General features: G+C 37.7%; 20 protein-coding genes. 11 read left to right on the top strand and 9 right to left on the bottom strand.

Going from position 1 to position 22,521, the window contains the following annotated elements; genetic code table 11:
• Positions 1-46: 46 nt before the first annotated feature.
• Complete coding sequence (gene metK / locus FTV17_RS03245; RefSeq protein WP_035263794.1) at positions 47-1,213, bottom strand: methionine adenosyltransferase; 1,167 nt, start codon at positions 1,211-1,213, stop codon at positions 47-49.
• A 443-nt stretch (positions 1,214-1,656) separates the two neighbouring features.
• Between metK and tkt the strand changes: the two genes are divergently transcribed.
• Together tkt and FTV17_RS03235 are read left to right on the top strand one after the other, a co-directional pair.
• Positions 1,657-3,645, top strand: coding sequence for a transketolase (tkt, locus tag FTV17_RS03240; protein WP_179998146.1), 1,989 nt, complete (start codon positions 1,657-1,659; stop codon positions 3,643-3,645).
• A gap of 114 nt (positions 3,646-3,759) precedes the next feature.
• Complete coding sequence (locus FTV17_RS03235) at positions 3,760-3,975, top strand: hypothetical protein (RefSeq protein ID WP_035263790.1); 216 nt, start codon at positions 3,760-3,762, stop codon at positions 3,973-3,975.
• A 59-nt stretch (positions 3,976-4,034) separates the two neighbouring features.
• Here FTV17_RS03235 and FTV17_RS03230 read toward each other — a convergent pair whose 3' ends face one another.
• Positions 4,035-4,562: a nuclear transport factor 2 family protein gene (locus tag FTV17_RS03230; RefSeq protein WP_179998145.1), complete on the bottom strand. Its 528-nt coding sequence runs from the start codon at positions 4,560-4,562 to the stop codon at positions 4,035-4,037.
• Between the two features lie 331 nt (positions 4,563-4,893).
• On the opposite strand from FTV17_RS03230, the gene FTV17_RS03225 reads away from it, so the two are divergent.
• Both FTV17_RS03225 and FTV17_RS03220 read left to right on the top strand, forming a co-directional pair.
• A complete protein-coding gene (locus FTV17_RS03225) occupies positions 4,894-5,478 on the top strand; it encodes a YceI family protein (RefSeq protein ID WP_179998144.1) in 585 nt (194 codons plus the stop codon).
• Positions 5,479-5,873: 395 nt separating this feature from the next.
• Complete coding sequence (locus FTV17_RS03220) at positions 5,874-6,455, top strand: hypothetical protein (protein WP_179998143.1); 582 nt, start codon at positions 5,874-5,876, stop codon at positions 6,453-6,455.
• A gap of 160 nt (positions 6,456-6,615) precedes the next feature.
• On the opposite strand, the gene FTV17_RS03215 is transcribed toward FTV17_RS03220, so the two are convergent.
• Positions 6,616-7,317, bottom strand: coding sequence for a glutamine amidotransferase (locus tag FTV17_RS03215; RefSeq protein WP_179998142.1), 702 nt, complete (start codon positions 7,315-7,317; stop codon positions 6,616-6,618).
• Between the two features lie 83 nt (positions 7,318-7,400).
• Positions 7,401-7,973 carry a TetR/AcrR family transcriptional regulator gene (locus tag FTV17_RS03210; RefSeq protein WP_179998141.1) on the bottom strand — a complete coding sequence of 191 codons (573 nt, stop codon included), beginning with the start codon at positions 7,971-7,973 and terminating at the stop codon, positions 7,401-7,403.
• Between the two features lie 86 nt (positions 7,974-8,059).
• On the opposite strand from FTV17_RS03210, the gene FTV17_RS03205 reads away from it, so the two are divergent.
• From FTV17_RS03205 to FTV17_RS03195, 3 genes are all read left to right on the top strand, one after another.
• Positions 8,060-8,830, top strand: a complete 771-nt coding sequence (locus FTV17_RS03205) for an SDR family oxidoreductase (RefSeq protein ID WP_179998140.1) — start codon at positions 8,060-8,062, stop codon at positions 8,828-8,830.
• A gap of 22 nt (positions 8,831-8,852) precedes the next feature.
• Complete coding sequence (locus tag FTV17_RS03200; protein ID WP_179998139.1) at positions 8,853-9,455, top strand: 2-hydroxychromene-2-carboxylate isomerase; 603 nt, start codon at positions 8,853-8,855, stop codon at positions 9,453-9,455.
• 101 nt (positions 9,456-9,556) lie between these two features.
• On the top strand, positions 9,557-10,609 hold the full coding sequence (locus FTV17_RS03195) for an NAD(P)-dependent alcohol dehydrogenase (RefSeq protein ID WP_179998138.1): 1,053 nt from the start codon (positions 9,557-9,559) through the stop codon (positions 10,607-10,609).
• Positions 10,610-10,668: 59 nt separating this feature from the next.
• Here FTV17_RS03195 and FTV17_RS03190 read toward each other — a convergent pair whose 3' ends face one another.
• A complete protein-coding gene (locus FTV17_RS03190) occupies positions 10,669-12,180 on the bottom strand; it encodes an aldehyde dehydrogenase family protein (RefSeq protein ID WP_179998137.1) in 1,512 nt (503 codons plus the stop codon).
• Positions 12,181-12,384: 204 nt separating this feature from the next.
• Between FTV17_RS03190 and FTV17_RS03185 the strand changes: the two genes are divergently transcribed.
• The gene (locus FTV17_RS03185; RefSeq protein ID WP_179998136.1) at positions 12,385-13,560 is read left to right on the top strand and encodes a transcriptional regulator; all 1,176 of its coding nucleotides are present in this window, start codon (positions 12,385-12,387) and stop codon (positions 13,558-13,560) included.
• A gap of 201 nt (positions 13,561-13,761) precedes the next feature.
• Here FTV17_RS03185 and FTV17_RS03180 read toward each other — a convergent pair whose 3' ends face one another.
• From FTV17_RS03180 to FTV17_RS03170, 3 genes are all read right to left on the bottom strand, one after another.
• Positions 13,762-14,934, bottom strand: coding sequence for an iron-containing alcohol dehydrogenase (locus FTV17_RS03180; RefSeq protein WP_179998135.1), 1,173 nt, complete (start codon positions 14,932-14,934; stop codon positions 13,762-13,764).
• Between the two features lie 306 nt (positions 14,935-15,240).
• Positions 15,241-16,218: an alpha/beta hydrolase gene (locus tag FTV17_RS03175; RefSeq protein ID WP_373687181.1), complete on the bottom strand. Its 978-nt coding sequence runs from the start codon at positions 16,216-16,218 to the stop codon at positions 15,241-15,243.
• 30 nt (positions 16,219-16,248) lie between these two features.
• Complete coding sequence (locus FTV17_RS03170) at positions 16,249-17,088, bottom strand: SDR family oxidoreductase (protein ID WP_179998134.1); 840 nt, start codon at positions 17,086-17,088, stop codon at positions 16,249-16,251.
• 229 nt (positions 17,089-17,317) lie between these two features.
• On the opposite strand from FTV17_RS03170, the gene FTV17_RS03165 reads away from it, so the two are divergent.
• The 3 genes from FTV17_RS03165 to FTV17_RS03155 all read left to right on the top strand — a co-directional run bounded on the left by FTV17_RS03165 (position 17,318) and on the right by FTV17_RS03155 (position 21,610).
• The gene (locus tag FTV17_RS03165) at positions 17,318-19,360 is read left to right on the top strand and encodes a hypothetical protein (RefSeq protein ID WP_179998133.1); all 2,043 of its coding nucleotides are present in this window, start codon (positions 17,318-17,320) and stop codon (positions 19,358-19,360) included.
• Positions 19,361-19,473: 113 nt separating this feature from the next.
• A complete protein-coding gene (locus tag FTV17_RS03160) occupies positions 19,474-21,189 on the top strand; it encodes an AAA family ATPase (RefSeq protein ID WP_179998132.1) in 1,716 nt (571 codons plus the stop codon).
• Between the two features lie 52 nt (positions 21,190-21,241).
• Positions 21,242-21,610 (top strand): 5-carboxymethyl-2-hydroxymuconate Delta-isomerase, encoded by a 369-nt coding sequence (locus FTV17_RS03155; RefSeq protein WP_179998131.1) that lies wholly within the window; start codon positions 21,242-21,244, stop codon positions 21,608-21,610.
• Between the two features lie 34 nt (positions 21,611-21,644).
• Here the strand turns inward: FTV17_RS03155 and thiM are convergent, their stop codons facing one another.
• Positions 21,645-22,517, bottom strand: coding sequence for a hydroxyethylthiazole kinase (gene thiM / locus FTV17_RS03150; protein ID WP_179998130.1), 873 nt, complete (start codon positions 22,515-22,517; stop codon positions 21,645-21,647).
• Between the last annotated feature and the right edge of the window lie 4 nt (positions 22,518-22,521).

Below are 22,521 nucleotides of genomic sequence, written 5' to 3'. Positions count from 1 at the left end.
TCTATAAAAAAAGCCCACATTGATGTGGGCTTTTTTTATTTGGAAATTACAAACCAGCTGATGCTTTAAGCGCTTCAACTTTGTCTGTCTTTTCCCAAGTGAATGCAGTATCAGAACCTTCACGACCAAAGTGACCATATGCAGCAGTTTGCTTATACATCGGTTGAATGAGATTCAACATACGTGTAATACCATATGGACGTAAATCGAAATGCTCACGTACCAATGCAATAATCAATTCTTCAGAAACCTTAGCAGTATTGAATGTATTGATTGAGATAGATGTTGGTTCAGCAACACCAATCGCATAAGACACTTGAATTTCACATTTATCAGCTAAACCAGCGGCAACAATATTTTTTGCAACATATCGACCAGCATAAGCAGCAGAACGGTCTACTTTAGATGGATCTTTACCAGAGAAAGCACCACCACCGTGACGAGCCATACCACCATATGTATCTACAATGATTTTACGACCTGTTAAACCACAGTCACCGACTGGACCACCAATCACAAACATACCAGTAGGGTTGATGTGGAATTTGGTATCCGCATGGAACATATCTGCTGGAATCACTTTTTTCACGATTTCTTCAATGACAGCTTCTTTTAAATCAGTCTGTGAAATCTCAGGATCGTGTTGAGTCGATAATACGACCGCATCTAAACGAACAGGTACGCCATTTTCATATGCAAAAGTCACTTGGCTTTTCGCATCTGGACGTAACCATGGCAAACTTCCGTTACGACGAAGTTCTGCTTGTTTTTCCATAAGACGGTGCGCATACGAAATAGGAGCAGGCATTAAAACATCTGTTTCGCGACTCGCGTAGCCAAACATTAAACCCTGATCGCCAGCACCTTGATCTTCAGGTTTTTGACGATCTACACCTTGAGCAATTTCAGGAGATTGTTTACCAATCATGTTGATGACAGCACAAGTCGAACCATCGAAACCTAAATCAGAATGATGGTATCCAATGCCATTTACGGTTTGGCGTACAATTGCTTCAAAGTCTACATTTGCAGTTGTTGTGATTTCACCTGCAAGAACAACAGCACCTGTTTTTACAAGCGTTTCACAAGCAACCCGTGCATATGGGTCTTCTTTTAAGATTGCATCCAAAATAGCATCACTGATTTGGTCAGCCATTTTATCTGGATGGCCTTCGCTTACAGATTCTGAAGTAAATACAGCGTACTCGCGCATAAGTCCTATCACAGTTATTTCTAAAGACGCAATATGGTACATCGACTTAACGTTAAGGACTAGCTTAACCTGACTAAAAAGCATGAATTTATGTCATTTTTGTGTTTTTTTAATTGATATCCTCATCTGTTAAATTGATAAGTGAAAACTTTTGTATAAGACTTATTCTTTTTAAGACTGAGCTGAAATAAAAAACAGCTTAAGTGGGTACGAAAAAATGTGAATACATGATTCAACATCAGTACTTTAAAAAAAGGCCAAGCGACTAAAAAATATTGGATTGAATTGAATATTGATAAAACCGACTCGCATTGTATGAATTTTTTCGCTTTAGGGCTGAAATATACGTTTCTGGGCTTTACGCTGTTTGATTTTTTTAAGACAATACACCCAGTTTTTGAATTTTATTCATTTCCCATCTTTAATTTATCGGACACTGATCTATGACAACCCCGCTGAATGAACGTCGCATTGCTAACGCAATTCGTGTACTTGCAATGGATGCTGTGCAAAAAGCAAATTCTGGACATCCAGGTGCACCAATGGGGATGGCTGATATTGCTGATGTTGTATGGCGTGAATTCTTAAATCACAATCCGACAAACCCTCAGTGGGCTAACCGTGACCGTTTTGTATTATCAAATGGTCATGGCTCAATGCTTCAATATGCATTATTACATTTGACTGGCTATGATCTTTCAATTGAAGATTTAAAAGCATTCCGTCAATTGCATTCTAAAACACCGGGGCACCCAGAATTAGGTTATGCACCTGGTATCGAAACAACCACTGGTCCATTGGGTCAGGGTATCGCGAATGCTGTTGGTTTTGCTTTGGCTGAAAAAACCTTAGCAGCGCAATTCAACAAAGAAGACATTAAAGTCGTTGATCATTTCACTTACTGTTTCTTAGGTGACGGCTGTTTAATGGAAGGTGTTTCTCATGAAGCATGTTCATTGGCAGGTACTTTGGGTCTAGGTAAATTAATTGCTTACTATGACGACAATGGTATTTCAATTGATGGTGAAGTAGAAGGTTGGTTCTCTGACGATACAGAACAACGCTTCTTAGCTTATGGCTGGCAAGTATTGAAAGTTGATGGTCACGATGCAGATGCATTACGTGCGGCAACTTTAGAAGCGAAAGCTGAAACGAAGAAACCAACAATCATTATCTGTAAAACGATTATTGGTTTAGGTTCACCAAACAAACAAGGTAAAGAAGATTGCCACGGTGCACCGCTGGGTAATGACGAAATCGCCTTAACACGTGAAGCGTTGGGTTGGACTGAAGGTCCATTCGACATTCCCGCTGATGTTTATGCAGCGTGGGACGCGAAAGAAAAAGGTCAACAAGCAGAAGCAGCTTGGAACGAAGTATTTGCACAATATGAAGCAAAATATCCTACTGAAGCGGCTGATCTTAAACGTCGTTTAAGCGGTGAATTACCTGCTGACTTCGTTGCAAAAGCGGATGCGTATATTACTGAAGTAAACGCAAAAGCTGAAACCATCGCAACACGTAAAGCAAGCCAAAATGCAATCCAAGCATTTGCCCCAATGCTGTCTGAAATCTTAGGTGGTTCTGCTGACTTAGCAGGTTCTAACTTAACACTTTGGAAAGGCGCACAAGGCGTTCAAGACAATGCTGCAGGTAACTACGTACACTATGGTGTACGTGAGTTCGGTATGACTGCAATCGCAAACGGTGTTGCACTTCACGGTGGTTTCATTCCTTACGTAGCAACATTCCTCATGTTTATGGAATATGCACGTAACGCAGTACGTATGTCTGCATTGATGAAACAACGTGTGATTCATGTTTACACACACGATTCTATTGGTTTGGGTGAAGATGGTCCAACACACCAACCAATTGAACAAATCGCATCTTTACGTGGTACACCAAACCTCAACACATGGCGCCCATGTGACACAGTTGAAGCAGCAATTTCTTGGAAATCTGCGTTAACACGTTCTGAAGGTCCAACTGCGTTGATCTTCTCTCGTCAAAACTTAGCATTCCAAACACGCACAGAGGCACAAATTGCTGATGTTGCGAAAGGTGGTTATGTATTGGCTGAAGAAAAAGGCGAATTGAAAGCGATCATCATTGCAACAGGTTCAGAAGTTGCATTGGCAATGGAAGCTTATGCACAGCTTGAAGGTGTGCGTGTTGTGTCTATGCCATGTGCTGAAGAATTTGTGAAGCAAGATGCTGCTTACCGTGAGGCAGTTCTTCCATCTAACATTCGTGCACGTGTTGCTGTAGAAGCGGCACATGTAGATTACTGGTGGAAATTTGTAGGTCTAGATGGTCGTGTAATTGGTATGACTACGTATGGTGAATCTGCACCAGCGAAAGATTTGTTCCAACACTTCGGTATTACGACTGAAGCAGTTGTCGCAGCAGTGAAAGAAATTACTGCTTAATTCTTAGAATTAAGTGTTTTAAAAGGCGTCCCATCTGTGGGGCGTCTTTTTATTTTTATGTATCTATATAGATACATTCATTCCCTAAATTTCAGATTAGAAGTGAGTAGCGCAATGAGTTTGTATGAGCAAATTAGTGATGAAATTACTTTAATGGATGCGGGTGAGCAAAAGTGGATTGGTGAAGACTTACCACTTGAAGCGATGGTAGCAGTAGAATTATTGCTACAAGATATGGCTGAAGAGAAAATCATTAAAGTACGTCGAAAAAATCGTGAAAAAACTTCAGGATTAAAACAGATTGATCGTATTCTGATTGAAAAGCTTTAACAGTCATAAAAAAGCCTCCTATGAGGCTTTTTTATTATCCTATTTTTATTATTTTACCGTTAATTAGCCGTAGTTTCTGACACGGTAAAATTTAATTTTGGATCAGCATTTTGTTGAATTGTCCATTCACCACTTACTCTGAAAGATGCTGCTGAAGCATAAGTATCTTCCATAAACTGGAAATACGTGATTAAGCCATCTTTAACAATTGCTTTAATCGAAAAAGGTGAAGTGAAGGTGCGCTTAGCGTGAACAGATGTATAAGTAAATTGACCGAACACAGCCACTGTTTCATCTTCAGCTAAAATATCTGTGATTTGAAAATCATCGATCGTCCAATAAGTTCCGACATTAGAAAAAGTATAAATGTAGACATCACGACCTGTAGAAGTGCCAGCCCAAGGTTCAATTTGTTTCAGTTCAGGATTATTAAAATTTAGCGAAGTATAAATCGCATCTTCAGCCACTAACTTTTCTGAAGCAATCGCTACTCTTGATTTATCAGTATTATATAAAAAAGCCAATACCACATCTTTAGGTGCTTTGGTTTTAAGCGCTTTATCAATAACTTGTTGTTGTTCACTCATCATTGTTCTCCAGTTTAGTATAGTAATCTTAGTATTGTAAATGAGACAAAATATTATTATATTGTATAAATGTTTAATTTAATCTCATATTTAAGATATATGTTGATGTTAACTGCTTATTAGTAGAAAGCTTAAAGATGAAAAACATGATCTATACACAAGTGATAGTCATAATCTGATCAAATTGATTTGATAAAAGTGATACTTTCTTAAGGTGCGTTCTAATCTTGCAACAAACTGTTCTATATGTACTGATGCAAGAATTTCAGAATGCTATACATTATTCACTATCCATTTCATAAATGTTTTTAAAAAATTTGAGGAAAAATTGATGAACTTTAAAACAATAGCGTTAAGTGCCGTAGTACTTTCTGTAGCAACAGTTTCAGTTGCTAAACCAGTTGAGTATAAAATCGATCCAACTCATACAGCAACAGTATTTACTTGGGATCATTTTGGCTTTTCTACACCATCAGGTAATTTTAGCGATATCCAAGGGACGATCAAAGTAGACAATGAAAAGCCTGCGAATTCAGCAGTGAATGTTACAATTCCACTTTCAAGTATCAATACAAATGTTAAAGCATTAGATGAACATTTATTGAAACCAGATTTTTTTGATGCTGAAAAATATCCGAATATCACTTTTAAAAGTACTAAAGTTCAACCAAATGGTAAGAACAAGTATAAGATCACAGGTGATCTAACGATTAAAAATGTTACTAAGCCTGTCGTACTTGATGCTGTATTGAATAAACAAGCTGAACATCCTATGACGAAAGCGCAGTCTATTGGTTTCAATGCAACGACTTCATTTGACCGTTCTGCATTCGGTGTTGGCGCATATGTACCTAATGTAGGCGATAAAATCACGGTGAATATTACAACTGAAGCTTCGGTAGATAATAAAAAATAATAAAATCAATTTGTTAAGTTTTAAATAAGCCGCCTAAATGGGCGGTTTATTATTTTCTTATGAGGCCAAAAGCTTATCATTTTACTGCTCTACCCGTAATTATCGAAAGTAAGATGAACCAAATCTATAACAAGAATTTTATCTAAATAGCTTAAGTCATTGAGCGTGGCTCAAGCTTTAGAATCAATGTCACATACGACTTTACAAAGGGAGATAATAACCATACTAAGAAGTTTGTAGATCAATTAATTAAACGTGATATACGCTTGCAGAGATAGGAGTAGAGATATTTAAAAAAGTCTTGGATATTGTATGGTTTAAAAAAATTGCATTTATTTAAAATAAATTTAGATTTATGATTTGGACTGATTATAATTATTTAGTTTATTTTAAATATGTATTTGCAAATATTTGAAAAAGCCATTGAGCTTATTACACCATCATACAATCGAAAAAAATATCTTGAGCGCCACTTACGTCTTAAATCTTTTTTTGAAGAACGAGAAAGGATTAAAAATCTTAATGAAAGCGAGGAAGTTAAAACGCTTCTGCTAAATTCAGCAATTTCTGCACTTACTGGAGCAAAAAACGTTGATATAAAAGAGCTGGAGTATTTCTTAGATAAATTTAATGCAATGGAGTTTGAGTTACTTTATTGGACTTTTGTATGGAATAGAGCAGGTTATCAGGTATTAAAAAACTCTAGAGGTGAAATCATTAGACTAAAGGTATCAAAAAAAGGAAAAATAAAAGTTTTAGTAATGAATTTACTAGTTTTATTTTCTATGAGTTTTGCTCCCATAATGTTTTACTTTAAAAAAGATGAATATTGGAGATTGTTTAATTCTTTAGGTGCATCACAGATAGTTCCCGAAATAATTTATGGAGTTATATGTGTGATATGTGGACTCACCATAGTCAAACTTCTTAACGATTGGGTACATTGGAAAAATTTGAACAAAATTTTAGACACTTGATATCAAAAAAATATTAACTGCTGAAAGCGGTTTCTCACTCTATCAAATTCGGTTGAATGGTATGCAACGGAGTGGATGCTCATAACGAATGGTGGATTGATTGGCATAGCACAATCCAATATCCTGATCTACAGTTGGGTTGAAGGCTATCAAATCAAAATCATTTAATCTGTTCAATAAAACGGCTTATGATTGAACCTGCCACAGATTCTAGCCTTTCAGCATAACGATGGTTATCTGCACGTAATTGAGTAATATTTATACTGGCTTTACGCAATTCGCAAGTATGACCAATCAACCATTTTTCTAGACTATCTGAGGTCACTTCAGGATGGAACTGGAGTGCTAAAATATTAGATCCAACTTGAAAAGCCTGATTTTTATAAATTTGAGTGCTCGCCAGAAGTTTCGATTGCGAGGGAAGATCAAAGGTATCACCATGCCAATGCAAAACTGGTACACCATTTAAAGAATTTAGAATGTTGTCTTGCTCATTTATAATATCTACCGTACTCCAGCCAATTTCTTTGGTGTGGCCAGCATATACTGCACTACCCAAGGCTTTTGAAATGAGTTGAGCACCTAGACAGATGCCAAGCGTAGGGCGTTGTAGTTTTAATCTTTCTTTAAGTAAGTCTATTTCTGTTTGTAGGAAAGGGTAATCTTCTGTCTCATAAACACCAATCGGTCCACCCAAAATAATGGTCAGACCTTCGTACTTTAAGGCTACTGAAAGATCATCCACACCTGCATCAAAATATCTGACCCGATAACCCAGTTGATATAGTGTCTCCTCAAAAGAACCTAGATCTTCAAAGGCTAAATGCTGTATTGCATATACTGTTTCAGGAAGCTTTCTCATGATGTTACGTTCTTAAAAGAATGATGAGGAAATTATAGAGCTTTTGGAACTAAGGTTTCGTCCATAAAACAATATAAAACGATTTATTTCGCAATCCCATTTTTTAATAATGTCTTGAGCATAGCTAGACTAGAATTGAGAACATCTTTTTTTAAGCGTTCATCTTGAACTCCACGCGCTAATAGTACGGAGCCCACCATTTGACAGAGTATTGCCCAAGCGAAATCAGGTTCTGGAGCATGCTGCGCAAATAGTTTGTAACCACGCTGAAGTTCTTTTTCAAAACATTGTTTAATGTCAGCATCAGCGCGTGAAACTTCAGCAGCAAGTGAGGGTAAAACACAGCCTTTTTCTGGGTGTTGAACGTGTAATAGAGAAAGATATCGGTTCATTTCAAAATCTAACCAAGATTCTGGATCTTGATGGGGATTCATTTCCCACTGTTGAATACTTGCTCTGATTTCAGATTCGATTAAGGCTTTAAATAAGTCGTTTTTTGAAGAAAAGTGAGAATAGAAAGCACCGCTAGTCATATTTGCAGCGTGCATAAAACCATCAACCCCAGTATTGTTAAAACCTTGTTTTTTTGCGAGTTCACCACTGGTTTTTAAAATTTCGCGACGTTTTTCTTCTTTGTATCCTGCTTTATATCTCATATTGAATATTCAATAACCATTGACTGTGCCTCAAAACTATAACATAGTGATCGTTATAATAACGATCGTTATTTAATGGAGCGATGATGAATGATCAGCAGTCAGAAATTAATCATTCAGAAGAAAAATCAACATATAACAAGGTCGCACTGATCATTGGTGCAGGAGATGCCACAGGCAGTGAGATCGCAAAACGCTTTGCACGAGGTGGATATACTGCTTGTATGACTCGACGCAATGCAGACAAGCTTGGACCTGTCATCCGAGAGATTGAAGCACACGGTGGTAAAGCTTATGGATTTGCTTCAGATGCAAGAAAAGAAGATCAAGTGATTCAACTGATTGACACAATTGAACGTGACATTGGTCAGATTGAAGTATTGGTTTTTAATATTGGAGCAAATGTGCCGTGTAGCATTCTAGAAGAAACAGCACGTAAATATTTTAAAATCTGGGAAATGGCTTGTTTTAGCGCTTTTTTAAATGGTCGTGAAGTCGCTAAACGTATGGTCGCAAGGCAGCGCGGCACTATCATTTTTACTGGTGCAACAGCAAGTATTCGTGGTTCATCATATTTCAGCGCTTTTGCTGGCGCTAAACATGCGTTAAGAGCCTTAGCCCAAAGTATGGCGAAAGAGTTAGGGCCTCATTATATTCATGTTGCGCACGTCATTATTGATGGAGCGATTGATACTGATTTTATTAAAGATACTTTCCCTCATTTGTATGAAAAAAAACAGCATGACGGTATTTTGAATCCTCAACATATAGCTGATAACTATTGGCATATTGCTCATCAACCACGAGATGCTTGGACACATGAATTGGATTTGCGTCCATGGTCTGAACAGTGGTAATCATATTTAATAAGGATAAGACATGACTACACAACAACAAAAAGTTGAATTTTATTTCGACCTTGGCAGTCCATTTAGTTATTTGGCTTTTTATAAGCTACAAGAAATCACCAAAAAATATAATGCAGTGATTGATTACACACCAATTTTATTAGGTGGAATTTTTAAATCGACTGGTAACAAGAGTCCAATTGAGGTGCCTGCTAAAGGGATCTATTCAATGCAAGACTTAAATCGTTGGTCAGATTATTATCAGATTCCGATGCAAATGAATCCATATTTTCCAATGAATACATTGACTTTAATGCGTATATTAACGGGAGTCAAAATCTATCATGATGAATATTTTGAAGTGATTTTGACCAAGCTTTTTGATGTGATGTTTAGAAAGCCCTTGAATTTAGCCGATCCAGAAGTTCTGATAAATTTATTTCAAGGTGATGCAATCGACGGTCAGCAACTTTTGGATTTAAGCCAAGATCAGGTAGTAAAACAAAAATTGATTGATGAAACAAACAATGCCGTACAAAGAGGAGTATTCGGAGCACCTACATTTTTTGTACGGGAAAATATGTATTGGGGACAAGATCGCTTGCATTTTGTAGAGCGCGAATTACAAAAATAAGTGAAAAAGAAATTAAATTGAGACTCAGCTAAATTTATTAAAAATATTGATGTGATATAACGAATAAGAGAGTACGAAATTAACAGCTTGAGGGAGTCACGATGACCCATAATGTTTTAGCTTACGCAGCGCTTGATTCTAAAAGTCCATTGGTTCCATATACGTTTCAGCAACGTCAAGCTCGCCCCGATGATGTCATTATTGATATTGAATACTGCGGTGTATGTCATTCTGACTTACATCAAGCGCGTAATGATTGGGGTTTTAGTCGTTACCCAATTGTACCGGGTCATGAAGTAATTGGTCGTGTAAAAAGCATCGGAACATCTGTAACGAAGTTTAAGGTCGGAGATCTGGTCGGAATCGGGTGTATGGTAGATTCATGTCGTACTTGTTCAGCTTGTCACCAAGGTTTGGAGCAATATTGTGAAGCTGGCAATACACAAACGTATGGTAGTTTAGATCGCCATGATCAAACACCTACTTATGGTGGCTACGCACAAACGATCATTGCGAGCCAAGATTTTGTATTGAAAGTACCTGAAAATTTAGATACTCAATCCATTGCACCCATCTTATGTGCAGGGATCACGACATGGTCGCCGTTAAAACATTGGAATGTCGGTAAAGGCTCTAAAGTGGCTGTTGTTGGACTCGGTGGTTTAGGTCATATGGCGATTAAACTTGCTCATGCGCTTGGTGCAGAAGTGACTTTATTTACACGATCAGCAAATAAAGAACAGGATGCACGTGATTTAGGTGCAGATCATGTCGTGTTATCAACAGATCCAACACAAATGAAATCAGTGAAAAATCAGTTTGATTTAATTATTGATACTGTGCCTTATGATCATGATTTAAAGCCTTATATTCCGACACTTGCATTGAGTGGGACACTGGTATTGGTAGGCTATCTCGGAGAATTTAGCAGCAATTCCGTACCCATGATTATGGGAAGAAAATCAATCGCTGGATCGGTGATTGGTGGGATTCAAGAAACTCAAGAACTACTTGATTTTTGTGGTCAGCACAATATCGTGTCAGATGTAGAAGTCATTAATATGCAAAATATTAATGAGGCATTTGAGCGCATGCTTCAAAGCGATGTGAAATATCGTTTTGTGATTGATATGAAAAGTCTACAAGCCAGCTAATCTATTAAGCTCCTGTAGCAAAAAAGAAGCGGCAATCTGCCGCTTCTTTAGCTTTTGTTTTAGAAGAAACCCATTGGTTTAGTTGAGTAACTTACCAATAAATTTTTAGTTTGTTGGTAATGATCAAGCATCATTTTATGATTTTCACGACCAATCCCTGATTTTTTATAACCGCCAAAAGCAGCATGAGCAGGGTAGATATGGTAGCAATTTGTCCAGACTCGACCTGATTGAATTGCACGTCCTGCACGATATGACGTATGTGCTGATCGTGACCAAACACCAGCACCTAATCCATAAATGGTGTCATTGGCAATGTTGATGGCATCATCGAAATTTTTAAATGTTGTCACAGCCAAAACTGGTCCAAAAATTTCTTCTTGGAATGTTTTCATGCTGTTATTGCCTTTGAAAATCGTCGGCTCAATATAAAAACCTTGTCCAATTTCTTCACGTGCTTGACCACCTGTAAGAATTTGAGCACCTTCTTCACGACCTGTCGCAATACAACCTAAAATTTTATCTTGCTGCTCTTGCGAGGCTTGAGCACCAATCATGGTTTCTGTATCAAGTGGATGACCTGTTTTAATCCGCTTCACGCGCTCTACAGCCATCTCTAAGAATTTATCTGCAATACTTTCCTGGACTAAAGCGCGTGATGGACAAGTACAGATTTCTCCCTGATTCAGCGCAAACATGGCAAAACCTTCAAGCGCTTTATCTAGATATTCATCATCCTTATCCATGATGTCTTCGAAGAAAATATTTGGAGATTTGCCACCCAATTCTAATGTCACTGGAATAATATTCTCGGTGGCATATTGCATAATTAATTGACCGACCGCAGTTGAGCCAGTAAATGCAATTTTTGAAATACGTGGATTTGTCGCAAGAGGGCGTCCTACTTCAACACCATAGCCATTGACGATATTCAGCACACCTGGTGGTAAGATATCTTGTATGAGTTCAACTAAAACTAGAATACTGACAGGAGTTTGCTCAGCTGGTTTTAAGACAATACAGTTCCCCGCCGCTAATGCAGGCGCAAGTTTCCACGCCGCCATTAAAATCGGAAAGTTCCAAGGAATAATCTGTCCAACGACACCCAATGGCTCATGAAAATGGTAGGCGATAGTATCTTCATCAATTTCTGAAATACCACCTTCTTGTGCGCGGATACACCCAGCAAAATAGCGGAAATGGTCAATACACAGTGGAATATCTGCAGCTAAGGTTTCACGGATAGGTTTACCATTGTCCCAGGTTTCTGCCACAGCAAGTAATTCTAGATTCTCTTCTAAGCGATCTGCTATTTTTAATAAAATGTTAGAGCGAGTTGTTGCAGACGTTTTGTTCCATTCAGTTTTAGCGGCATGAGCTGCGTCCAAAGCGAGTTCAATATCCTCGACTGAAGAACGGGGAACTCGAGTAAAGACTTTCCCATCTACGGGAGAAAGATTATCAAAATACTCACCTTTTACTGGAGGAACCCATTTCCCACCAATGAAATTTTCGTATTGTGCTTTAAATTGAACTTTAGAATCTGGTTGATTGGGATCAGCGTAGCGCATAGTGTCCATCCTTTGGTTGTGCTATAAAGTTATGGAAAATATCTTCGTCTTTGGTATTAGATATCTTCTATTATTGATGAGTTAACATAACCACTATAAGGTTGGAAAAAGGTTGGAATGATGAAGGTTTACAACTGATCAACAAATACTATAACTATAATAAGTACAACACATGCATATTGGGAAATGTTGAGATAATAAGGAATGAACTCAATGCAGACTCTAATCAAGCAAAGACAACAAATAGAAACACTTAGAGAGAAAATCAGTCTTTCAACTGTACAGGCGAAACAACTTGGTCAGCATATTTTAAAGTCTTGGCAAAGATCGAAGTTGGCAGAAATTCCGAAAGAGCGAATGGTAGCGCCGTTGATCACAACGAGTACTGTTGAAAGTAACAGCCTAAATCAAGCATTGAAAATATGTGAACAAGAGTTAAAACATGTTGCACAACAATCATCTATGGTACTTGCGGTAGGCGATATCAACAGCACCATTATTTGGACGGAAGCTAGTCAACAAATGCGTAAGGCTGCAGAACGTGTTCACTTTATTGAAGGCGGTCAATGGCGGGAGGAAGTGGTTGGAACCAATGCTTTAGCATTAACCTTGAAAACTGAAAAATCAAGTTGTGTGTTTTCAAATGAACACTATATGGAGTCTATTCATGATTGGGTGTGCTATGCAGCACCAATTGTTGATCCATTTTCGAAGCAACTCATTGGTGTATTAGATTTATCAACGACATGGGATCATCACAATAGTTTTGGACTACTCGCAGCAGAACGTTGTGCATCTTTAATACAATCAGCATTACTGAATTATCAACGCCAACATTTATTTATTCGTACCTTTGGAATTCCTCAAGTCATATTTAACGGACGTACCTTGGTGGTTACACCTAGACAGATTGAAATTTTGACAATATTGGCATTATGTCCTCAAGGTCTTAGCTTAGATTCGCTTCATCAAGCTTTGTATGGGGAACGAAAGGTGAGCATGGGAACTTTAAAAGCTGAAATGTCGCAGCTTCGAGATTTATTGGGTGGAATGTTAGGCTCAAGACCCTATAAATTACTGGCGCATATTGAGGCTGATTTCCTCCAAATCGAAAATGCTTTAGACGTTGGATTTGTTGATAAAGCTTTACAGCAGGTCAATGGTGTAATGCTCTCCAAAACTGAAAGCCCATTCTTATGTTCTTGGCGAAATTGTCTAGATTCGCGTCTAAGCGAAGCAATTTTTAACTATTGTGATGTTGAAGTGCTTTTAAAATACATTGCACGAAATCCTGATGCAGTTGATGCAATGGAGCGTTTAATGGAGTTATCACCGCAAGATCACTCAGCGCAACAACTTTTACAGCACTATCATAATTGAGTCGAATTAAAGTAAAACACAATAGCCTAAAGCATCTTTTTCATATTGTTAACAACCTTTACTCTCATTGTTTATACCTACAAAAATTTAAACCCGCCATGCCTGATGTAATGCACAATTGAATTCGATTGAGAATCAAAGAATAAAAAAGAGAATCTAAATTGTATTCAGATTCTCTTTTAGATCTAGCAAATCAAAAGTTTACATTGCGGCTTTAAAAATGTTGATGACTTGTTGGAGATCTGCTTTACGTGGGTTAGTGAGCATGCAGGCATCTTTTTGTGCATTTTGAGCCATCACTTCTAAATCTTCCTCTTTAACCGAAAGCTCTTTTAATCCTGATGGAATGCCAATGGATTGAGATAGGATTTTGATGGCATCAATTGCTGCATATGCAGCTTCGTTAATGGTTAATCCTTCAATATTTACACCCATTAATTCAGCTATTTTGGCATAACGATCAGGGCAGGCAATTAAGTTGAACTCACAGACATGGGGGAGCAAAATCGCGTTACACACACCATGCGGAAGATTATAAAAACCGCCTAATTGGTGAGCCATGGCATGTACATAACCTAGAGAGGCGTTATTAAATGCCATGCCTGCCAAATATTGTGCATAACTCATAGCATCACGTGCTTCAATATTCTCACCATTAGCAACCGCAGGACTCAGCCATTGACTGATCATGCTGATAGCTTTTTCAGCACAGGCATCAGTAATTGGATTTGCTGCTGTTGAAACATAGGCTTCGACTGCATGAGTAAGCGCATCCATACCTGTTGCAGCTGTCAATGCTGCAGGTTTTGCGATCATCAGTTTAGGATCATCTATGGCAATGAGTGGAGTGCAACGCCAGTCGACGATTGCCATTTTTACATGGGTTTCTGTATTGGTAATAATACAGAAACGCGTCATTTCCGAAGCAGTTCCTGCAGTTGTGTTGATTGCAATAAGAGGTGTCATCGGAACGGTACTTTTATCGATTCCTTCATAGTCGCGAATGTGCCCACCACCTGCAGTCACTAAACCAATACCTTTAGCACAATCATGTGAAGAGCCACCACCTAAAGAAATAATAAAATCACAAGCATTATTATTGTAGGCTTCCACACCATCATGAACATTAATATCAGTCGGATTAGGCTCGGCACCAGCAAATATGTAGCTCTCCACTTGCGCTTCTTTTAAATAACCGGCGATGATATCTGCGACACCAAATTTGTATAAACCTGCATCAGTCACAATCAGTGCTTTTTTAGCGCCCAAATTTTGAGCTTTGCTTCCAACTTCTTTAGCACTACCTGGTCCGAAAAGTGAAACACAAGGGATATAAAACCCGTTTGTTTGGTCTGCAATATTTTTAAAAGCCATGGTGAGATTCCTTTTACCATTTATTGTTGTGTTCGGTGATATTTACCGTGTTTGCAGTATTGGACACGCTTGAGAAGATGTGTACCTACCAAACACCAACCCAATTTCTCCATGGCTCAAAACAAGAAACAGCAAGCAAGAAGTAATATTTCAAATGTGTGAAAAGGAGATTGGTCGCAAAGGTCTGTGAAGAGATGGGAAGGTTGAAGAATAGAAATATTGTATGACCAAGAGAAAGTCCATTCAGCTTGATCAATACACATTAACAATCAAGACCATTAAAATGAGGTCTTAGATGAACAGAATTTATAGATTTTTTGAAGCAAGCCAAGCAAAGAGTTGGTCATATACTTGCTGACGAACCAGTTTTTTTGAAAGAACCAAATCATGCAGACCATCTTTAATTGTCATTACAGTGACATCACCTTGTAATGCTTTTGCATATTTTTCGATGGTTTTTACATCTAAAATCACATCAGAGGTCTGAGCATCAATGTTATATTTCTTGGGATTGGTCGTGCGACTTGAGTGCATAACAAGAAGCGGAACTGAAATTTTAGGACCAGATTGGATTTTCTGTTGTGCTTTCACAACAGCACCGATAAAACTCAAATACACTTTGGTGTAGGTTTTAGGTTTAAGCTTGAGATCGAAACTCCATTCGCCATTTAAATTTTCGTGCAAACTCTTTACGTAAAACTTATTTAATTCACTTGGTAATTGCATCAACGGAAATTGCTGAGCTAATTTTGCAATCATTGGAAGCGCATATTTTTTTTTCAAGACATTCATATTGAAATCATAAAATGGACTGTTGGCCCAGATTGCTTTAATCAATGGATAATCAGGGTGTCGAATTGAAAAATAAGTGGCAGTTAAACCGCCTGTAGAATGACCGCATAATAATACCGATTCATTTCCCTCACTTTGAATTGCATTCAATGCGGCATGAATATCTTCATCATATTCGGTTAGGTCTTTCACAAAATAAGGTTTTTGATGCGGAAGTAGTGATCTACCGTATTTTCTAAGGTCTATGGCGTAAAAATGAAAACCTTGGGCATTAAATTTTTTCGCCATTTCTTGTTGAAAGAAATAATCAATAAAGCCATGGATATACAGCACAGCTTTAGTTGATGGAATATCTGATGGACGACGTACTAATGTTGCAATAACCTCACCATCATAATCAGGCGAAAATTTGAAAATATGTTGCTCAAATTTTTCACCTAAAATGTCGGATTGGTATTGTAGCGTGGTTTCAGCACTCATTTTTTCGATCATCTATTGATTCATTCCCTGATTCAAAATTGTTTATATTGACTGTAAATATTCTTTTAAAAGTTGTTCTGTCTCGTCAAACAATCGTTGAGCTAAACTACGATTTTTCGCATGTGTAGATTGAAAAGCTGGTGTTTGCAAACTTTTGTATTGACCTGTTTTCTTAGACCAGTCAGGTGATAACGCAATTTGATGAATAAGATTTGCTGGTTTGTTGGGTGAGATTAAGAACAATTTTAAAGCGCGATATTGATAGTTAGGAAGCTCGCGATAAATTTCGGAATCCACACCACCTGGATGAATTGCATTACTGGTGATAGATGTGCCTCTGAGCTTTTCAGCTAAGGCATGACTAAATAGTAAATTTGCTAATTTACTATTTCCATAGCTGAGTACACCGTTATACTTTTTAACAGAATCAAATTTAAATTGATGCGTGTCAATTTTACCCAGAACGTGCATCATGGATGCAAGGTGAATGATACGGCCTGAAGGCGCGTTTTGAAGTAAAGGTAACAACTGCATTGTCCACACAAAATGTCCTAGATAATTGACACCTATTTGTTTTTCAAAACCATTAGCCGTTTCTTCTAATTTAGGCGTCATTAGACCTGCATTGTTGACCAAAATATCAATCTGTGAATATTTTTCTTTTAAAGTTTGTGCTGCAGATTTGACTTGATTTAAATCATTTAAATCTAATTCTACAATATCAATTTGACCATGACCTTTGGTGCTGATTTCTGCTTTAGCTTTCTGAGCTTTATCCAAATTACGACAAGCAAGCACGACATGATGACCATCTTCAACAAATTTTTTTGCTGTCGCTAATCCAATACCTGTATTTGCACCTGTAATCACCACTGTTTTCATTATTGTCTCTAAAATTCTTAGTATGAGATTGTTTTAATACAGTCAGAGCAGTGAGTCAAACCTACTTTCAAGAAATTTTCATATAATTGTTGCATGATACGAACTGCTTATCTGACTCATACAAAAGTTACAGAATCTGAATAGCACAACTCATTTTAAGATAGAATAATACAGTTATATCGTTGTTATTTTTAAAAATCTTCCAGTCTTTCATATTTAGGCAAACTGTATGCTGGCGTGTCCTCCGCAAAATCCAAAGCAACGTCATCAATATACTGCACAGGCATTAATTGATCATTGCGATACACTAAAAGCCGTATTTCAGGATCAGTGGTTATATCTATGGACGATTACGCCTGAAAATTTATTCGTAATTGATCAGGAAAATAATAGCTTAGTGATCGCAGATGGACTGCTCACAGTTGAGTGTATCGATGATTATAAAATTCAATTTTATACATCTCGCGCAAATGTCGAGATTCAAAAAATTGCGGATTTTATGTTCAATGATTTTAGTTTTATCTTTAATCATAAGGCCTCACATCATTCTTTATATTTAAAAACGAAAGTGCAGTTATTTCGTCAAATGCTGGTTGAAGAAGTCTTTAAATGGGTCGATGGAGAAAATCGTGTTGAACAGTGCCTCTATAATTTGACCGATCAGCAAGCGATGCAGTTAGATCGAATCATGATGCAAAGTGAGTATTATGATGAACCTCATTTGCTGAATTTCAGCCGATTTGGTGCTGAAATACCTTTGGAAGTTGAACTGAATTTTAAACATCTGTGTTTGGTCAATTCAGTCATGGGAGATAATTTTCTTGCAGTGCAAAAATTGATTCCAGTATACGATCGGTTAAGCACTTCAGCAGAATTAATGTTGCCAAAACGGTTATATCGTATGGCACAAATTTCGTTCGAGGAACAATTTAGCTTATCTCAATTGGTAGACTTAGAGCCTGATTTCAATTTACTCAAACAGCATAACGAGCAAACACCGCATTTATTAGGTTTTACACGTTGGATCAAACGAGGGTATTGGCAGTATCAAGATATTTTCAATAAACAAAATTTTTTAAATAAAGATGTGCAGTATTGGGTAGAAGATATAGCGCAACAGTCGCCACTGTTTATACATAAAAGAGCAGTGAATTGGTTATTTAAACAAGATTATCTTGTCATCGACTGGGTAAGTGAAAATTTAAAAGATCCCAATATTCGATTGGCCGTCACCGCTTTAAGTTTTGTGGATTGCTCTAAAGTACATCCGCATGTCATACAACTCTCGATTCAATATTTTGAACAGGTGATCGGTCGTTTATTTATTTCTGAGTGTTTACGTATTTCACAGCAACAATCATGGTTTGAACTATCTGTTGAGCATCATTCATATACATTGAATGAGTCGCTAAATGTTCAAGATTATAAAAAATCAAAACCTCTCACGGCTTCTATTTTATATCTTAAAGAATGGTTGGACTTGTTATGGTCATTGGATCAGCAAGGATTGAGTTCAGTAAAATATGTCTTTAAACGTATTTCTCAAGTGATGCAGTCTTATATGTTGTTTTTAAATGATTTAGTTAAAGATCTGCCTAATGAAATCATCAAATTTATTGAGCCCTCAACACAACATCAAACGCATTTTCATTTCTTAATGCAGCAGTATCATATCAATCTAGATGAGTTTAGGCAGCGCTTTAAGCATCCAAATTCTCAATATAACCGCAGTAATAGTATTTTTGACTCTTATGTTGCAGATTATCTGATTGATTTTTTTCAACAAGATCGAACTATTGCGAAAAACATGACATGGCCCGCATGGTATCAGCAAGCAATACGTTGGCATCAGCATTTACATTATGTGGATACATTGACGACTTTGAAATTGCGACATGCTGAAAGTCATTGGAAACGAGTATCACCTCAAGCAGTCATGTATACAGAGAATTGGAAATTTCTGGAGTTGAATGAATTAGAGCAAATTATTCAAGAGTCTGTAAATTATAAACATTGTCTGGCTTTATCTTATACCCAAAGAATTATTGATGGTGAATATGTGGCGTTCCATATGTCAAATTTACATGATCCCTCACAGCATTTGACACTCGGTTGTTTTTTTAAATTCGATCAGCTTCATTTTGACCAACTGCGTTTGCCCAATAACGAAGTTGCTGATCTAAAGGTTGTGAGGGAAGCCAAAGAGTTTGTACATCAAGTCAATGAAATGTTGATTTGGAATTTTGGAGATCCTGAACAAATCAACAACTGATGCGCCTTAAATTGACGTATTCACGCGTTAACATGATCATAAGACTGATTTTTGGCTTAACTTTTTGATGAAATGTCGTTAGTCTATGAGCGTTTAAATTAGGTTAAGCACAAATGAAACAAGAAACTGCACTGAAGTTAATGAAAGCAGGAGAAAATGTCTTTTTGACAGGTTCTGCGGGTGCAGGAAAAACGTATACGCTTAATCAATATATTAATTATCTAAAGGCACGAAAAGTTTCAGTCGCCATTACCGCATCTACAGGCATTGCAGCCACACACATGAATGGGATGACCATTCATACGTGGGCGGGGATCGGGATCAAAGATTTTTTATCAGATGATGATCTAAAGCGCATGAAAGAGCGTAAATATCTCAAAGAGCATTTAGAAAATGCGCAGGTATTGATCATCGATGAGATTTCGATGCTACATGCGAAGCAGCTTAATTTAGTTAATCAAGTGCTTAAGTTTTTTAAAGAGTCTGATGAAGCATTTGGTGGCATACAGGTGATTGCCGCCGGAGATTTCTTCCAGTTACCACCAGTCGGACGCAATGACGAAAAAAATCGAGATAAATTCTGTTTTATGTCCCAGGCTTGGGTAGAAGCGAAATTTCGTGTTTGTTATTTAACTGAACAACATCGACAAGATGACTCAGTCTTGAATGATATTTTGAATGCAATCCGTGCGCAAAATATTCAAGCCGAGCATATTCAAGCTTTACAACAAACGCGTGAGCAAGATATTGGTGAAACATTTACACGTTTGTATACCCATAATATGGATGTTGATGCCATTAATTACCGTCATTTAAATGAGATTGATGGGGATGGTCATCAATTTTGTGCACAAATGGATGGTAATGAAAAATTAATCGAGACATTAAAATCTTCCGTACGTGCACCAGAAGAATTGACCTTAAAGAAACATGCCAAAGTCATGTTTGTAAAAAACAATTTTGATGTGGGCTATATCAATGGCAGTCTTGGTGAAGTCATTGGCTTTGAAGAAGTAGATGATCACGGGGTATTACCTAAAGTGAAATTAACAGACGGCACTGTTCTGGTGGTCGAACCTGAAACCTGGTCTGTTGATAATGATGCAGGAAAGACAATCGCGAGTTTTTCCCAAGTTCCTTTGCGGTTAGCTTGGGCGATTACTATTCATAAGTCTCAAGGGATGACTTTATCGGCGGCAGAAATAAATTTGGCGAATACCTTTGAAAAGGGTCAGGGCTATGTCGCCTTATCTCGTTTGAAATCTATTGATGGTCTGAAGTTGCTCGGCTTCAATGAGCAAGCATTAGAATTAGACAGTTTAGCAATTAAAGCCGACCGAAGATTTCAAGAACTCTCTGATGAAGCAGAAGCGCATTTTGGTGATGCTGATTTAGAAGCGCAACACAAGGCATTTATTCGGCACTGTGGTGGCACACTCAATGAGCTTGAGATTAGTCGTAATGAGAAAAAAATTGCCAAAAATGCAGGCAAAGCCAATTATGCCACCGCGACTCTCGATGAAACTCGCGAGCTCTTTGAAAATGGTTATGAAATTCAGGATATTGCGGTTGAGCGTGGTTTAACGCCAGCAACCATTATTAACCACTTAGGCAAACTTCATCGTGAGCAGGGGTTAGATATCTCGGTTGCTCATCCTGGGGATGAAGTCGTTGAACAAGTACGTAAAATCTATAAAAAATTACTTAAAAGACAGAGTCCTGAACATTTCGGTGAAGATGGTGCGATCAAGTTGCGTCCGATCGTGGAAAATACCAATCCGCGTATGGGCTATGACCAAGTGAGATTAGCCTTATTATTCATTGAATAATGAGTTACGCATTTGAAATTGATTTTTTAACACACAAGCAAAGGGAATTAAGATGCCACAGATGATCGTTGAGTATTCGGATAATATTCAAAATTTAGATGCGAAAGCGTTGCTTTTAGGCTTAAACCACGCTTTATTTGATACAGGTCTAGTGGGGCATCCTTCTGATATCAAATCACGTATTCGTGCTAATAGCGATTTCCTGATTGGTTTTGGCGAAGACCCTCAAGCCTATATTCATGTTCGTTTAGGAATCATGACGGGGCGTAATGAAGAGCAAAAGAATCTTATTTCAGATCGCTTAAATGAGTATCTTCATAGCTTTAATGGTTATCATGCTCAAGGCTTAACGGTTCAATTGATCATTGAGTTGGCGGAAATGCCAAAAGAGTATTATCGTAAAGGTAGAGTTCAGAAGTAAGACTAAAAAGGCTGAAGTGATCTTCAGCCTTTTGTTATGCAGCAAAAGTCAGTATTTCGATATCTGCACTGTTTTGAATTTTTTCAGCCGAATAGCTATAGAGTTCATCGATAAAAGCGACATTAAAACTTCCGACAGTTTGAGCCTGCGTATAAGCGAGTTTTCCTGCGATGGCAAAGTGTACATGGGCAGCAATACAGGCAATGGTTGGGTTTGTTACGCCAGCATAAGCTGCAATTAATGCACCTAAGGCGCATCCTGTAGCGGTAACTTTTGGCTGTAAATGTGAACCTCCATTAATCTTAACCATACATCCATAAGACTTAGAAAGAATAAAATCAGATTCGCCCGAAATTGCGATACATTCAGAGTAATCTAATAAGGTTTTCGCCTGTTCTACTACGGCAGCGCTATCGAGGGTACTGTCTACACCCTTAGATTGATTTCGTTGTCCTGCTAAGCTCCCAATTTCTGAAGCATTACCTCGGATAATGGTGGGTTTAAACCGCAATAAATCAGTTGTAATTTCAGTACGCCATGGCAAAACAGCACTATAGCCAACAGGATCTAATACCCAAGGTATATTTTTTTTGCGAGCAGTTTCTGTGGCAATTTTCATTGCGGCAACTTGTTCTGTATGAGGAGTCCCTAAATTGATACTTAAAGCTTGACTAATACTTACGAAACTTTCAGCTTCAAAAGGATTATCAATCATGGCAGGTGAGGCACCAACAGATAACAGTACATTTGCGACATAGTTGGCAGCAACCTGATTGGTCATACAATGCACTAAAGGTTGAGTGGTTTTTAACAGATGCCATGCTTCAATGACCTGTTTAAGAATCTCTTGGGTTTGAACCTCAATATCTTTTGGAGCATTTGCTATCAAGTTTTCTGGATGATTCATAGTC

The organism is Acinetobacter sp. YH12239 (genome assembly GCF_013417635.1).
In the GTDB taxonomy this organism is placed as follows: domain Bacteria; phylum Pseudomonadota; class Gammaproteobacteria; order Pseudomonadales; family Moraxellaceae; genus Acinetobacter.
This window is presented reverse-complemented; position numbering and strand designations above follow the sequence as displayed.

Excerpts from the sequence above, each read along its gene's own strand:
- metK (WP_035263794.1), bottom strand. The coding sequence starts at position 1,213 with ATGCGCGAGTACGCTGTATTTACTTCAGAATCTGTAAGCGAAGGCCAT.
- tkt (WP_179998146.1), top strand. The coding sequence starts at position 1,657 with ATGACAACCCCGCTGAATGAACGTCGCATTGCTAACGCAATTCGTGTA.
- FTV17_RS03235 (WP_035263790.1), top strand. The coding sequence starts at position 3,760 with ATGAGTTTGTATGAGCAAATTAGTGATGAAATTACTTTAATGGATGCG.
- FTV17_RS03230 (WP_179998145.1), bottom strand. The coding sequence starts at position 4,562 with ATGAGTGAACAACAACAAGTTATTGATAAAGCGCTTAAAACCAAAGCA.
- FTV17_RS03225 (WP_179998144.1), top strand. The coding sequence starts at position 4,894 with ATGAACTTTAAAACAATAGCGTTAAGTGCCGTAGTACTTTCTGTAGCA.
- FTV17_RS03220 (WP_179998143.1), top strand. The coding sequence starts at position 5,874 with ATGTATTTGCAAATATTTGAAAAAGCCATTGAGCTTATTACACCATCA.
- FTV17_RS03215 (WP_179998142.1), bottom strand. The coding sequence starts at position 7,317 with ATGAGAAAGCTTCCTGAAACAGTATATGCAATACAGCATTTAGCCTTT.
- FTV17_RS03210 (WP_179998141.1), bottom strand. The coding sequence starts at position 7,973 with ATGAGATATAAAGCAGGATACAAAGAAGAAAAACGTCGCGAAATTTTA.
- FTV17_RS03205 (WP_179998140.1), top strand. The coding sequence starts at position 8,060 with ATGAATGATCAGCAGTCAGAAATTAATCATTCAGAAGAAAAATCAACA.
- FTV17_RS03200 (WP_179998139.1), top strand. The coding sequence starts at position 8,853 with ATGACTACACAACAACAAAAAGTTGAATTTTATTTCGACCTTGGCAGT.
- FTV17_RS03195 (WP_179998138.1), top strand. The coding sequence starts at position 9,557 with ATGACCCATAATGTTTTAGCTTACGCAGCGCTTGATTCTAAAAGTCCA.
- FTV17_RS03190 (WP_179998137.1), bottom strand. The coding sequence starts at position 12,180 with ATGCGCTACGCTGATCCCAATCAACCAGATTCTAAAGTTCAATTTAAA.
- FTV17_RS03185 (WP_179998136.1), top strand. The coding sequence starts at position 12,385 with ATGAACTCAATGCAGACTCTAATCAAGCAAAGACAACAAATAGAAACA.
- FTV17_RS03180 (WP_179998135.1), bottom strand. The coding sequence starts at position 14,934 with ATGGCTTTTAAAAATATTGCAGACCAAACAAACGGGTTTTATATCCCT.
- FTV17_RS03175 (WP_373687181.1), bottom strand. The coding sequence starts at position 16,218 with ATGATCGAAAAAATGAGTGCTGAAACCACGCTACAATACCAATCCGAC.
- FTV17_RS03170 (WP_179998134.1), bottom strand. The coding sequence starts at position 17,088 with ATGAAAACAGTGGTGATTACAGGTGCAAATACAGGTATTGGATTAGCG.
- FTV17_RS03165 (WP_179998133.1), top strand. The coding sequence starts at position 17,318 with ATGCTGGCGTGTCCTCCGCAAAATCCAAAGCAACGTCATCAATATACT.
- FTV17_RS03160 (WP_179998132.1), top strand. The coding sequence starts at position 19,474 with ATGAAACAAGAAACTGCACTGAAGTTAATGAAAGCAGGAGAAAATGTC.
- FTV17_RS03155 (WP_179998131.1), top strand. The coding sequence starts at position 21,242 with ATGCCACAGATGATCGTTGAGTATTCGGATAATATTCAAAATTTAGAT.
- thiM (WP_179998130.1), bottom strand. The coding sequence starts at position 22,517 with ATGAATCATCCAGAAAACTTGATAGCAAATGCTCCAAAAGATATTGAG.